Annotated in this window: 11 protein-coding genes; all 11 read left to right on the forward strand. The window is 73.6% G+C overall.

Annotation, left to right across the window (positions count from 1 at the left end):
* Positions 1-167: 167 nt before the first annotated feature.
* Entirely contained in the window at positions 168-566 is a 399-nt protein-coding gene (locus ACFWW8_RS20055) for an STAS domain-containing protein (RefSeq protein ID WP_386530363.1), read from the forward strand.
* 220 nt (positions 567-786) lie between these two features.
* Positions 787-1,176 (forward strand): hypothetical protein, encoded by a 390-nt coding sequence (locus tag ACFWW8_RS20060; protein ID WP_386530312.1) that lies wholly within the window; start codon positions 787-789, stop codon positions 1,174-1,176.
* Between the two features lie 105 nt (positions 1,177-1,281).
* Positions 1,282-2,376 carry a glutamate--cysteine ligase gene (locus tag ACFWW8_RS20065; RefSeq protein ID WP_386530313.1) on the forward strand — a complete coding sequence of 365 codons (1,095 nt, stop codon included), beginning with the start codon at positions 1,282-1,284 and terminating at the stop codon, positions 2,374-2,376.
* A 255-nt stretch (positions 2,377-2,631) separates the two neighbouring features.
* On the forward strand, positions 2,632-4,005 hold the full coding sequence (locus tag ACFWW8_RS20070; RefSeq protein WP_386530314.1) for an APC family permease: 1,374 nt from the start codon (positions 2,632-2,634) through the stop codon (positions 4,003-4,005).
* A gap of 241 nt (positions 4,006-4,246) precedes the next feature.
* Positions 4,247-6,028, forward strand: a complete 1,782-nt coding sequence (locus ACFWW8_RS20075; protein WP_386530315.1) for an N-acetylglutaminylglutamine amidotransferase — start codon at positions 4,247-4,249, stop codon at positions 6,026-6,028.
* Between the two features lie 40 nt (positions 6,029-6,068).
* Positions 6,069-8,081: a S9 family peptidase gene (locus ACFWW8_RS20080; RefSeq protein WP_386530316.1), complete on the forward strand. Its 2,013-nt coding sequence runs from the start codon at positions 6,069-6,071 to the stop codon at positions 8,079-8,081.
* A 476-nt stretch (positions 8,082-8,557) separates the two neighbouring features.
* On the forward strand, positions 8,558-8,917 hold the full coding sequence (locus ACFWW8_RS20085; protein ID WP_386530317.1) for a hypothetical protein: 360 nt from the start codon (positions 8,558-8,560) through the stop codon (positions 8,915-8,917).
* A gap of 143 nt (positions 8,918-9,060) precedes the next feature.
* Positions 9,061-10,155, forward strand: a complete 1,095-nt coding sequence (locus ACFWW8_RS20090; RefSeq protein ID WP_386530318.1) for a glycosyltransferase family 1 protein — start codon at positions 9,061-9,063, stop codon at positions 10,153-10,155.
* Positions 10,152-11,219: a glycosyltransferase gene (locus tag ACFWW8_RS20095; protein ID WP_386530319.1), complete on the forward strand. Its 1,068-nt coding sequence runs from the start codon at positions 10,152-10,154 to the stop codon at positions 11,217-11,219. The genes ACFWW8_RS20090 and ACFWW8_RS20095 overlap by 4 nt, the downstream gene beginning before the upstream one ends.
* Positions 11,216-12,235, forward strand: a complete 1,020-nt coding sequence (locus ACFWW8_RS20100; RefSeq protein WP_386530320.1) for a glycosyltransferase — start codon at positions 11,216-11,218, stop codon at positions 12,233-12,235. The genes ACFWW8_RS20095 and ACFWW8_RS20100 overlap by 4 nt, the downstream gene beginning before the upstream one ends.
* Positions 12,220-13,035: a glycosyltransferase family 2 protein gene (locus ACFWW8_RS20105; RefSeq protein ID WP_386530321.1), complete on the forward strand. Its 816-nt coding sequence runs from the start codon at positions 12,220-12,222 to the stop codon at positions 13,033-13,035. The genes ACFWW8_RS20100 and ACFWW8_RS20105 overlap by 16 nt, the downstream gene beginning before the upstream one ends.
* Positions 13,036-13,091 lie beyond the last annotated feature (56 nt).

Consider the following 13,091-nt stretch of genomic DNA (forward strand, 5'->3'; position numbering starts at 1 on the left):
CGGGTGGACGCCCGCCCCGCTCCGGGCCCGCCGCGCTCGCGGGTCCGGAGCGTCGCCGGGGTCTCGCGTGCCGGGCACCGGTCCGCCGGACCGATGCGCCAGGATGGGGCACCCCCCCGGGCCGCCGGAGCCCGTGGGCGGCGGGAGGAGACCCCCTTTTGATCACCATGAACATCCAGACCTGCGGCAGCTCGGTACTGCTGAGCGCCGACGGGCACCTCGACGAGGACGCGGACACCGTCCTCCAGCGGGCTCTCGACGGCGTCACCGCCGACGACCGGTCCCTCATGATCGACATTCACGGCGTGGCCTCCATGGACCCCGCGGGGCTCCTCCACCTCCTGGACCTGCACCGACGGGCGCAGTGCCTGGGGCTGCGGGTCGTGGTCGTGGGCTGGCAGCCCCAGCCCCAGCAGCTGATGGCCGACGTCGCCGGCATCCGCGGCCCCGGTTCCGCCACCGGAGAGCGGTACGCCCTGGACGGCTTCCGCCGCCTGATCACCCGACGCGCCCAGCAGGCCCAGGACGCCACCACCACGGCTCAGGGCGCCGAAGGCCACAGGTAGCGGCGCGCCCCACCCCGCGCGCAGCCCCCCGCCACGCTGCGAACGAAAACGCCGGCCGGCCGTCGGGCGCGGTACGGCTTCGCAGGGGAGCGGCCGGACGGCGCATACCGCTCGGCTTGCCGGGCGAAGTGGCTGATCTTCGGGCAAGTGGGAGGATTGGTTCATCCAGGTCGGGCGTGCTCGTGCGCGTCCACTCCAACGGAAGACAGCAGGTCAGGCCATGGCCAAGCATCCGAAGCCGTCCGAGCCCCCGCAGGGGGGCGAGGGGCCGAGCCGGTTCAAGGGAACCCACCAACACGGCTGGTCACCGGACGTGGACGAGACCAAGCAGCAGGACAATCCCAGCGCCCACCGTTCCTTCCACCCCGAGAGCTACGCCCCGGCCAGGGGGCCCGGCCGGACCGTGGCCGAGGAAGAAGCGGGCAACCCCCACGGCAGGCCCTCCAAGAGCACGGGCAAGCGCGGCGAGCAGCAAGAGGGCTCCGGCGAGCAGGGGATGCACGACCTCGGCCCGAAGGGCCGCTCCCGCCGCCCCAGCGGAACCAAGGACGCCTCCGCGACCACCGGTGTCGATCCCCAGGACCCTCCCCGCACCCGTGGCGCCGGCTAGCCCGTCGGGCTCCGCTGCCGCGACGGGGTCCGCGCCCGTTCCCCCGGGCGTAGCCTCCGGGCGATGGTCTGGGGTGATCATGGGCTGTCGGGGTACGCGCACGACGTGATCACTGTGGGAGTGGAAGAAGAATATCTGCTCGTGGACCCCTCCACGGCCGTGCCTTCACCAGCGGTGGAGGAAGTCCGTCGCACGGCGGGCCTGGGGCCCTTCGCGGAGCGCGACGAGGTGCAGGACGAGCTGTTGCAGGCGCAGATCGAAGTGGCCACCCCCGTGTGCTGGGGACTCGACGAGGTGGGGGGTCACCTGCTGCGCCTGCGTCATGCGGTCGCCGCGGCGGCCGAGGCGAACGGCTGCCGCATCGCCGCCACAGGCGCGGCGCCGCAGCGCGGTGGACTGCCCGTCCCGGTGACTCCCACGCCGCGCTACCTGAAGATGGAGGGGGAGGCCCGGCAGCTCGTCGACGAGCAGTTGATCTGCGGCATGCACGTCCACGTCGAGGTCCCCGATCCGCAGACGGGCGTCGCGGTGCTGAACCGGATCCGCTGCTGGTTGCCGACGCTGCTGGCCATGTCCGCCAACTCGCCCTTGTGGGACGGACGGGACACCGGGTTCGCCAGTTGGCGCACCATCGTCTTCGGCCGCTGGCCCGTCAGCGGCCCGCCGCCGTACTTCCACGGCCTCGCCGACTACGAACGGCGGCTGGACGCCCTGGTGGCCTCGGGGGTCATCGCGGACCGCGGGCAGGTGTACTGGCAGGCGCGGCTGTCCGACCGCTACCCGACCGTCGAAGTACGCTGTCTGGACGTTCAGTTGCGGGCCGACGACGCCGTCATGTTCGCCGGTATCGTCCGCGGGCTCGTCACCACCGCGATCGCCGAGGAGAAGTCGGGGGCGCCCCTGGCGGTGGTCTCCCCGGAGCTGGTGCAGGCCGGTACGTGGCACGCGGCCCGGTACGGCTTGAACGGGACACTGGTGGACGCCCTCGGCGTCCCGCGCAGCAGCGGGGACGCGGTGGCCTCCCTGCTGCGCCACATCACCCCGGCCCTGGAGGAGGCAGGCGACCTGCGGGAAGTGAGCGCACTGGTCCACCGGCTGCTGCAGGGGGGCACTCCCGCCGATCGACAGCGCCGTGCGCTGGCCGGGGGCGGGTTGCCGGAGCTGATCGGCCTGGTGACCGGCGCCGCCACGACCGAATGACGGCAGGGCGTGGACGAGCGCGCTCGTCCACGCCGAGACCGTCAGCCCCCGAGCCCGTGGCGGCAGGAACGTCCGGTGACCCCGGCGCGCCCACGGCCCGGGTCCGACCGCGGAACGGATTCCGATTCCTCCGTTGACGAATGCCCGGTTTGAACCCGTATTCCTTGGTCAAAAAAGCCACGTCCCCAACGAAACGGCTGCCGGCCCCTGTCCCCGTTCGGTGGCCGAGCCCAGATGACAGAACGGACGAGGCCCATGCGTTCCCACCCCGTAGCCGCGGGCCCCCGCGCGGACCAGCCCCTGCGCAAGGTCCTCACCACGCGCCTGCTGTACTTCTTCATCCTCGGAGACGTCCTCGGTGCCGGTGTGTACGTCCTGATCGGCGAGGTGGCCGCCACGTCGGGCGGCGCCGTCTGGGTCCCCCTCACGGTGGCCCTGCTCCTGGCACTCCTGACCGCGGCTTCCTACGCGGAGCTCGCCACGAAGTACCCGCGGGCCGGTGGCGCCTCGTACTACGCCGGACGCGCCTACGGGCCCGCGGTCGGGTTCTTCACGGGCTTCTGCATGCTCGCGGCGGGCCTCGTGTCGGTCGCGGCTCTCGCCCGCGGCTTCGCCGGCGACTACCTCAACGCTTTCGTCTCGCTGCCAGTGGTACTCGTCGCCGTCGTCTTCCTCGTCCTCCTGGGGCTGCTGAACGCGCGCGGCATCCGCGAGTCCACGCGGGTGAACACCCTCGCCACGCTGGTCGAGACGGGTGGCCTGCTGCTCGTGGTGGGGCTCGGAGTGTGGATCGTCGTACGCGGGGACGGAGACGTGGGCAGGCTCACCCGTCTCGGTACGGACTCCGCCTCACCCGCGGCCGCGGTGCTGGGGGGAGCGGTGCTCGCCTACTACTCGTTCGTCGGGTTCGAGACCTCCGTCAACGTGGCCGAGGAGACGCTCGATCCGAGGCGGTCCTATCCGCGCGCCTTGTTCGGAGCGCTGGCCACCGCGGGGATCGTGTACGCGGCCGTGGGCGCGGCGGCCTCCGCGGCCGTGCCCACGGCCACCCTGGCCTCCTCCGACGGCCCCTTGCTGGAGGTCGTTCGCGCCGCCGGCGCCGTACCGCCCCGGCTGTTCGCGTTCATCGCCCTGGTGGCGGTGGCCAACGGCGCCCTGCTCACGGGGATCATGAGCTCGCGCCTGGCGTACGGGATGGCCAGGGAGGGGCTCCTGCCCGGGTTCCTCGCACGCGTCCTTCCCGCGCGCCGCACACCGTGGGCTGCGATCGCCGCGACCACCGCCGTATCCGCGCTCCTCGCCGCGACCGGAGAGATCGACGTCCTCGCCGGTACGCTCGTCCTCCTCCTGCTGGTCGTCTTCCTGACCGTGAACACGGCCGTGCTCGTCCTGCGCCGCGACCGGGAGGCCCCCGGCACCGCCCACTTCCGCGCCCCCACGGCCGTACCCGTGCTAGGTGCCGTCTCGTGCCTCGTCCTCGCGACGCAGGTCGAGGAGGAGGTGTGGATCCGGGGTGCGGTCCTGATGGCCGTGGGGGCGGCTCTCGGCGTCCTCGTGCTGTGGCAGCGCCGCCGCCGGGAGGCCGCTGTGGACGGAGCGCCCCTGCCGGACAGAGACGACAACCGCTGAGCCGATGCGCGTGACGGCCCCGCGCACGTGACGGCCCGCGCGCGGGACGCGCTTACGGGCGGCCGCGCCGGGCAGGCGCCTTGATATGTCGACCGCCCGTTCGGGCCCGCCGGACCGGCGCCGGGCCCAGCCGGCACAGGAGCGCAGTGATGGAGTACGCAACCGTGAGCCCGTGCTCTACGGAGAGTGAGGTTCGGAGCGGCAGGTCCCCGTTCGGTGCCGTGCTGACGGCAGGTGCACCGTGTGCGGTCTGAGCGGTGAGGTGCGCTTCGACGGCGGGCGGCCCGATGTCGCGGCCGTCGAGAAGATGACCGATGTGCTGGAGCCGAGGGGTCCGGACGGCAGAGGTGTGTGGTCACAGGGTTCGGTGGCCCTGGGGCACCGCCGCCTGAAGATCATCGACTTGTCCGAGCGCGGCGCGCAGCCTATGACCGACGCACAGCTGGGCCTCACCGCGGCCTTCAACGGCTGCATCTACAACTACCGGGAGCTGCGGGGCCGCCTCGAAGGGCTGGGGCACCGCTTCTTCTCCGACTCCGACACCGAGGTCGTCGTCAAGGCCTACGCCCAGTGGGGCCGGGAGTGCGTGGACCTCCTCGCCGGGATGTTCGCCTTCGCCGTCGTCGAGCACCACACGGGCCGCACGGCCCTCGTCCGGGACCGGCTGGGCATCAAACCCCTCTACGTCTCCCAGGACGGCGACCGCCTGCGCTTCGCCTCGACCCTGCCCGCCCTGCTGGCGGGCGGGGGAGTGGACACCTCCCTCGACCCGGTGGCTCTCCATCAGTACCTGAGCTGGCACGGCACGGTCCCGGCGCCCCGCACCGTCCTGTCCGGCGTCCGGAAGATCCCGCCGGCCACCGTCCGGGTCGTCGAGCCGGACGGCACCCACCGTGACCACTGCTACTGGCAGCCGTCGTACACCCGGAGCTCCGAGTTCGGCGAGGACCCCGCGCTCTGGCGGGAGGCGGTGCACGACGCCCTGCGCACGGCGGTGCGGCGGCGCACGGTCGCCGACGTCCCCGTGGGCGTGCTCCTCTCCGGCGGCCTCGACTCCAGCCTGATCGTGGCGCTTCTCGCCGAGGAGGGGCAGGAGGACCTCTCGACGTTCGCGATGGGTTTCGAATCGGAGAACGGCGAGGAGGGCGACGAGTTCAGCTACTCGGACCTGGTCTCCCGCCGGTTCTCCACCGACCACCACCAGTTCCTGATCACCTCCGACCGGCTTCCCGCCGCTCTGGAATCCGCGATCGGCGCCATGAGCGAACCGATGGTCAGCCACGACGCCGTGGCGTTCCACATGCTGTCGGAACAGGTCTCGAAGGAGGTCAAGGTCGTGCTGTGCGGCCAGGGCGCGGACGAGGTCTTCGCGGGCTACCACTGGTATCCGCAGATCGCCGCGGCTACCCGGGCCGGCGCGGACGGGGCGTACGAGGCCGCGTACTTCGACCGCACCCATGCCGAGCTCACGGCCATGCTGCATCCGGCATTCGCCCCCCGCCACGATGCCTCGACGGACTTCGTCCGCGCCCACATGGCCGCCCCGGGCGCCGACAGCGCCCTCGACGCGGCCCTCCGGATGGACGTCCACGCCCTGATGCCGGACGACCCGGTCAAGCGGGTCGACAACATGACGATGGCCTGGGGCCTGGAGGCGAGGGTGCCGTTCCTGGACCACGAGCTCGTCGAGCTGGCCGCCGCCTGCCCGCCCCGGCTGAAGCTCGCCCAGGGCGGCAAGGGCGTGCTCAAGGACGTCGGACGCACGGTCCTGCCGCGGGAGGTCGTCGACCGGCCGAAGGGCTACTTCCCCGTGCCGGCGGTCCGGAACATGGCCCGGCCCGTCCTGGACCGCGTACGCGAGGCCCTCGGGGCTCCGGAGGCCCGCCGCCGCGGGATCTTCGACCGGCGCTTCGTGGACCGGCTGCTGGCCGAGCCCAACGACCATCGGACCAGACGCGGGGCCAACACCCTGTGGCAGGTGGCGTCCCTGGAGATCTGGCTCCAGGCGCACGGCATCCATTGAGCGCCCGCTTCCGGAAGTGGGCGACCGGGAGAGGAGGCCCATGCCCCCGGAACACGTGAAATCCCCGAAGCACCGGTCCGGGCCGTACCGCGGAGCCACCGCATCCGCCGCTGCGGCCCCATCGGCTCCCGTGCCCGTCCGGATGCCGGGCCACCGCGGCGCCGATCCGCCGACCCTCCTCGCCGCCCACGGGTGCTGGTACCCGGCGGTCGACCCGACCGGCGAACACGTCGCGTTCATCTGCGACCGGGCCGGGGTGCCCCAGTTGTGGAGCGGACCCGCACGCGGGACCGAAGCCCACGTACTGGACGGTGAACCCGACCCGGTGTCAGAGGTGTCCTGGTCACCGGACGGCCGCTGGATCGCCTACACCTCGGCGCCCGGCGGCGGCGAGCACACCCGGGTCCTGGTGGTGCGCCCGGACGGGACCGGACGGCAGGTCCTCGCGGGCGCCGAGCCCGGCGGCTCGGCCCACCTCGGGTGCTGGACGCGGGACGGCACCGCGCTCGCCGTCACGGTCGCCCGGTACCCGGCGCCGTCCCCGAGCGGCGGCGCACCGGCCGCCGGCCCCGCCGGGGCCGCGGGCGGGGGGCTCGCCGCCTACCTGCTCGACCCCGACGGAGCCGCCGCCCCCGTGCTGTTGTTCGCCGAGGAGGGCGCAGCCTCCCTACGCGTGTGCGACACCACCGCGGACGGCCGTTTCGCGCTCGTCCGCCGCGGCCCGCGCGGCCGGAGGGAAGCCCTCGTCCTCGACCTCGCGTCGGGACGCACCACCTTCTCCCTGCACGTCGCCGACGGGGACCCGTGGATCGGCCGGTTCTCCCCCGACGCGCGGACGCTGTGGCTGCGGAGCGACGCGGAAGGGGAGTTCGCGGCCCTGCTGCGCGTGCGGCTCGACGAGGGCGGCGCGGTGCGGGACCGGTCCGTCGCCGCCGAGCGGGACGGATGCGGCCTGGACCTGCTGAGCGTGCCCGGCCACGGCCGGTGGGCCGTCCTCGCCTGGAACGTGCACGGCGCGACCCGGTTGGAAACCGCCGGGCTTCCCCCCGCCTCCGCGGACGAGGGCATCGGGCCGGCCCACCGTCTGGTCATGCCCCACGAGGTGGTGACCCGCATCGCGCCCGTCGAGCGAGGCGGGCTGTTCGCGGCCCTGTCGGGATCCCGGCGCAGGCCCGGTGTCTGGGAAGTGGACGAAGGCCCCGTGCCCCTGCGCACAGGGTGGTCGGCCCGCGACGCGGATGCGGTCCCGCCAGGAAGGCCTCCCGTACGACCGGTGCCCCTGCGCTGTCAGGCCCGCGACGGGCTGACGCTGGGAGGCTGGTACTACCGGGCGTCCGGCCGGGAGACGGGCCGGCCGGCGCCGTGCGTGATCCACCTCCACGGCGGCCCCGAGGAACAGGAACGCCCGGTGTTCAACCCGCTCTACCACGAACTCCTCAGCCGCGGCCTGGACGTGTTCGCCCCCGACGTCCGCGGTTCGTCCGGCTGGGGCCGGTCCTTCGTGGACGCCGACTTGGGCGCCGGCCGGTTCGCGGCGATCCACGACGTCGCCGACTGCGCCGCCCACGTGGTCGCCCTCGGGTACGCCGACCCGCTCCGGCTCGGCGTGATGGGCCGCTCGTACGGCGGCTACCTGACCATGGCCGCCCTGGTGTGGCACCCGGAGCTCTTCCGCACCGGGGTCGCGGTCTGCGGGATGTCGGACCTCGCCACGTTCTTCGCCGGCACGGAGCCGTGGATCGCCCAGTCGGCCGCCGCCAAGTACGGCCATCCGGAGCACGACCGTGACCTGCTGCGTGCCCTGTCCCCGATGAGCCGCGTCGAGCAGCTGCGCGTTCCCGTGCTGGCCGTGCACGGAGAACACGACACCAACGTGCCGCCGTCGGAATCGGCGCAGTTCGTTCGAGCGGCACATGAACGAGGGGTGCATGCGCGGCAGTTGACCTTGCGCAACGAGGGGCACGAGTTCCTGCGGGCGGACAACCGGCGGCTGTACCGGCGGGCGACCGCGGACTGGCTGGAGCGGCATCTCGGCGCGGACCGGGGCCGGTGACCGTCGCGGAGGAGGCGGGCCGCGCTGTGACCGGGGTGCCTCGGCCGCCCCGATGTCCGTTTTGTTCGTCCCTCGCGGGGCACGCGCGCGGCATGGACCCATCGAAGGCGCCCGTACGCGACGGCCGGGCCGCCCACCGGGAAAGCGGTCGGATCCCGTTCACGTCGCCGGGGCGCGAGCAGGGGCGGGGAGGAGACCCGCGCGTGCGGGCCGTGCCCGGGGACGCGGTGTTCCGGTCCGACGTCCTTGCCGTGTCGGCCGGTGGCTCACCGACGACGTCCTGCGCCACCCGCGGACCGGGGTGCGAACCGGGGTGGACGCGGGCACGGTCGTGCCCCGTGCGGTGGACACGGAGGTGGGAAGCGTCCGCGCACAGCGCGGGGAGTGCGGGCCGTGGCGTACGGCCGGGCACACGGTCCAGGGCTCACCGGCCTGTCGACGGCGGCATCCGGGAGGCGACACGGATCATGAAACGCATGTCCCTCATCGAGCTGCCGGACGCGGAGGCGGTCGACGACTTCCTTTCCCGGGACGCAGTCGTCCTGTTGTTCGTGGGCTCCGGCCTGGATCAGCCGGCGGACGCCGTGCTGGCCTCGTTGTGCGCGCTGGGGCCCCTCGGCAGGGTGGCCCGAACCCCGCAGGACGCAGGCGCGGCCGAGGGGCGCGTACGACGGCTGCTGACGCACTACCCCCAGACGGACCGGGCGTGCCTGGCCCTCGTCCACGGCCTGGCGGTCGTCGACGTGCTGCGCAGCAGCGACGTCGAGGCCCACGGCGCACGGTGGGCGCAGGCCCACTTCGCCGAGCGGTTCCTCACCCGCCTGGCGGACACCTGATCCCTCCGCCGACCGCCCCGCCGCCGCAGGGCGCGCCGCACGCCCCCAGCCCCGGATGCGTGCCCGCCCGGCGCCCAACACACTGGAACCGGTCCACGCACCGTGCTGCGGTCCGTCGCCGCCCCTGACCGAAGGAACCCACCGTGACCGAACGGCAGCCCCCGAACGCAGGCCCCTCCCAGGACATCCGGGTCGCCTCCGTCCCCGCCGGCCACGTGTACGTCCGGCACTGCTCCGCCCCGGAGCCCGACGGCGTGCGGCGCCTGCGTGACCCCCGGCCCAACGGAGCCCCCAGCGCGTCACAGCGCTGGTGGCCACCCGTCATGCTCGACCCCGACTGGGTGAACGGCCACCACGAGGACTTCGACGTCTTCCACCTGCACTTCGGCTTCGACGCCCAGAGCCCGGCCCAGCTCACCGCGCTCGTCGACACCCTCCGCCACCACGGGAAGCCCCTGGTGTACACGGTGCACGACCTCCGCAACCCCCACCAGCCCGACCCCGCCACCCATGATGCCGCCCTGGACGTCGTCATCCCCGCGGCCGACCACCTGGTCACCCTCACCCCCGGCGCAGCCCAGGCCATTCGCAGCCGCTGGAACCGGACGGCGACCGTGCTGCCCCACCCGCACGTGGTGGAACTGTCCCGCCTCACCCGCCCCCGGCCGCCCCGCGACCGGTTCCGCGTCGGGGTGCACGCCAAGAGCCTGCGTCCCAACATGGCCGTGCTCCCGGTCGTGCGGGTCCTCGCGGACGCGGTGGCCGAGCTCGACGACGCCGAGCTCCAGGTGAACATCCACCGCGAAGTGGCCGATCCCGCGTCGGCGGCCCACGCTCCCCAGCTCCTGTCGGTCCTGGAAGAACTCGCGGACCGGGGCCGCCTCGCCCTCACCGTGCACGACTACTACGACGACGAACAGCTCTGGGACTACCTCGCGTCCCTGGACCTGTCGGTGCTGCCCTACCGCTTCGGCACCCACTCCGGATGGCTGGAGGCGTGCCACGATCTGGGCACCGCCGTCGCGGCGCCGGACTGCGGCTTCTACGCCCAGCAGCGCCCCTGCCTGACCTACGGGCACACCCAGCGCGGGGGGCTCGACGAGGAATCGCTGCGCGAGGCGGTGCGCACGGCGTACGAGGAGCGACCCGCACCCCGGGCCACGGTGCAGCAGCGCACGCTGGAGCGCGACGAACTCGCCGCCGCCCACCGTGCTCTGTACGCCACCACCCTGCGATGAGCCGCCTGAGGGTGGCCCTCATCGCATCGGCCCGCTTCCCGATCAGCGAGCCCTTCGCGGGAGGCCTGGAAGCCCATACGTGGTGGCTGGCGCGCGCCCTGCACCGGCGCGGCCACCACGTGGAGCTCTTCGCCGCGCCGGGCTCCGACCCGGAGCTGGGCGCGCGGGAACTGCCCGTGCGCCGGACCGTGTTGAGCGATGCGGCCCGCTCCGATGCCAGCATGCCGAACGTGACGTGGATGGAGGAGCACCACGCCTACCTGGGCCTGATGCTGGACCTGGCGCGAGACGGCGAACGCCGGTTCGACGTCGTCCACAACAACAGCCTGCACTACTTGCCCGTCGCGATGGCCGCAGCCCTGAGGATCCCGGTGGTGACCACGCTCCACACGCCGCCCACCCCGTGGCTGGAGTCCGCGATCACGGCCCAGGACAGCTGCCCGGTGACGTTCACGGCCGTCAGCCGTTTCACCGCCGGCGCCTGGAAGCCCGCGGTGCCCGCCGCCCGCGTCGTGCGCAACGGCATCGACATGGACTTCTGGAAGCCCGGCCCGGGCGGCGGTGACCTCGTATGGTCCGGCCGCCTCGTCCCCGAGAAGGGACCCCATCTGGCGATCGAGGCGGCCCGTGCGGCCGGGATGCCGCTGCGGATCGCGGGACCGGTCTCGGACCGGGCGTACTTCGAGGACCGGGTCGCCCCCCTGCTCGGCGACGACGTGCGCTACGTCGGACACCTGGACCGACGGGAGCTCGCCGACCTCCTGGGGAGCGCGAGCGCCGCCCTGGTCACGCCCGGCTGGGACGAACCGTACGGGCTGGTGGTGGCCGAGGCCCTGGCCTGCGGCACGCCGGTGTGCGGATTCGACCGCGGCGCGCTGTCGGAGATCCTCACGCCCCGCTGCGGCCTCCTGGCCCCACCGGGAGACGTACAGGCGTTGGCGAAGCTCATCCCGCGGGTCATGGAGCTCGACCGCCGCGACGCCCGCAGGCGGGCGGAGGACTTCTGCTGCCTCGACCGCGCCGCCGACGCCTACACCAGTCTGTACGAGGAGGTGGCGCGGTGATCGGCTACTACGTCCACCACCAGGGCCGCGGACACCTGCACCGCGCCGAGTGCATCGCCGCACACGTGCAGGATCCGGTGACCATCCTGTCCTCCCTGCCCAAGCCGGCGTCGTGGAGCGGGGGTTGGGTATCCCTCCCGCCGGACGCCGCCGCCGACCCCGTCGACCCCACGGCCCGGGGGCGCCTGCACTGGGTCCCCGCCCACCACCCGGAACACCGCGAACGCATGGGCGCCGTCGCCGAGTGGATCCGCTGTGAGGGCCCCGCCCTGTTCGTCAGCGACGTATCGGTGGAGGCCGCCACCCTGGCCCGTCTCATGGGGACGCCCGTCGTGGTCGCGGCCATGCGCGGTGACCGCGGGGACGAAGCCCACCGCCTCGCCTACGACCTCGCGGACGCCCTCATCGCTCCCTGGCCACAGTCCCTCCCCGAACCGGACTGGCCGGCGCACTGGCACGCGAAGACCCTCCACACGGGCAGCATCTCCCGATACGACGGCCGGGACGTCCGAGTGCGCGGCGTCGCCGACCGCCTCCAGGAGAAGGAGGTGGTGGTGATGCTGGGAGCCGGCGGAGCGGATCTCGCCACCGGCCAGATCCAGGCAGCCGCCCGGGCCACCCCCGACTGGTCGTGGACCGTGCTCGGCGGACCCCACAGCCCCTGGGTCGACGACCCGTGGCCCGTTCTGTGCCGCGCGAGCGTGATCGTCACCCACGCGGGACAGAACGCCGTCGCGGAGTGCGCGGCGGCCCGGGTCCCCACCATCGTCATCCCCCAGGACCGCCCCCACGGGGAACAGCACGCCACCGCGCGCGCCCTGCGCGCGGCAGGCCTGGCGACCGTACGCGCCAGCTGGCCGCCCCCGCACGCATGGACGGACCTGCTGGAGACGGCAGCCGCCTCGCAGGACCGGTGGACGTGCTGGAGCACCGGCGACGGCGCCCGGAGAGCCGGACGGCTGCTGACCGAATTGGCCCGGCGCGCCGGAAAGCGGGACGCGTGCGCACCGCGGTGATCACGCTCGCGGCCGGCCGGCACACCCACCTGCGCCTCCAGCAGGACGGCCTCCTCCGCGGCACGCGTACGCCGGACCACTACGTGGTCGTCTCCATGGCCGACCCCGGGATTCCGGATGTGGTCACCGGCAGGAACCCGGTCGCCGACGTCCTGACCGTGCCCTTGGAGGGCGGGCGGCTGCCCCTGGCGGCCGCCCGCAACGCCGGCGCCGGGCATGCGCTGGCGACCGGAGCGGACCTGCTCGTCTTCCTCGATGTGGACTGTGTCCCCGGCGCCGGCCTCCTGGACGGCTATGCCCGCGCGGCCCGGGACGGCTCGCTGCTGTGCGGCACCGTCGCCTACCTGCCGCCTCGGCCCGCCGGCGGCTACCGGCTGGACGAACTGGCCGACATGGCACCGCCGCATCCGGCCCGCCCGGCACCCGCGCAGGGGCAGGTCGTGCGCGGGGGGGACCCCCGGCTGTTCTGGTCGCTGTCGTTCTCCCTTACGGCCGCCACCTGGAAACGCGTCGGCGGGTTCTGCGAGGAGTACACGGGATACGGCGCCGAGGACACCGACTACGCCGCCACCGCGGCCCGGCGGGGAGTGGACCTGTGGTGGGTGGGGGGCGCCCCGGCCTACCACCAGTACCATCCGGCCGAAAGCCCTCCGGTCCGGCACCTCGACGACATCCTGCGCAACGGGGCTCTCTACAGGACACGCTGGGGCACCTGGCCGATGGAGGGGTGGCTGCGCGCCTTCGAAGCCCGGGGTCTGGTGCGGTACGACCCCTCCACCGACACGTGGTGCAGGCCTTAGGGGCGGGTTCCCGCGTGATTCCGGCGGCCGGACGGGGGCCGCTTCGGCTTCGGCGC

The sequence above is a fragment of the Streptomyces sp. NPDC058701 genome (genome assembly GCF_042715295.1).
Lineage (GTDB): Bacteria > Actinomycetota > Actinomycetes > Streptomycetales > Streptomycetaceae > Streptomyces.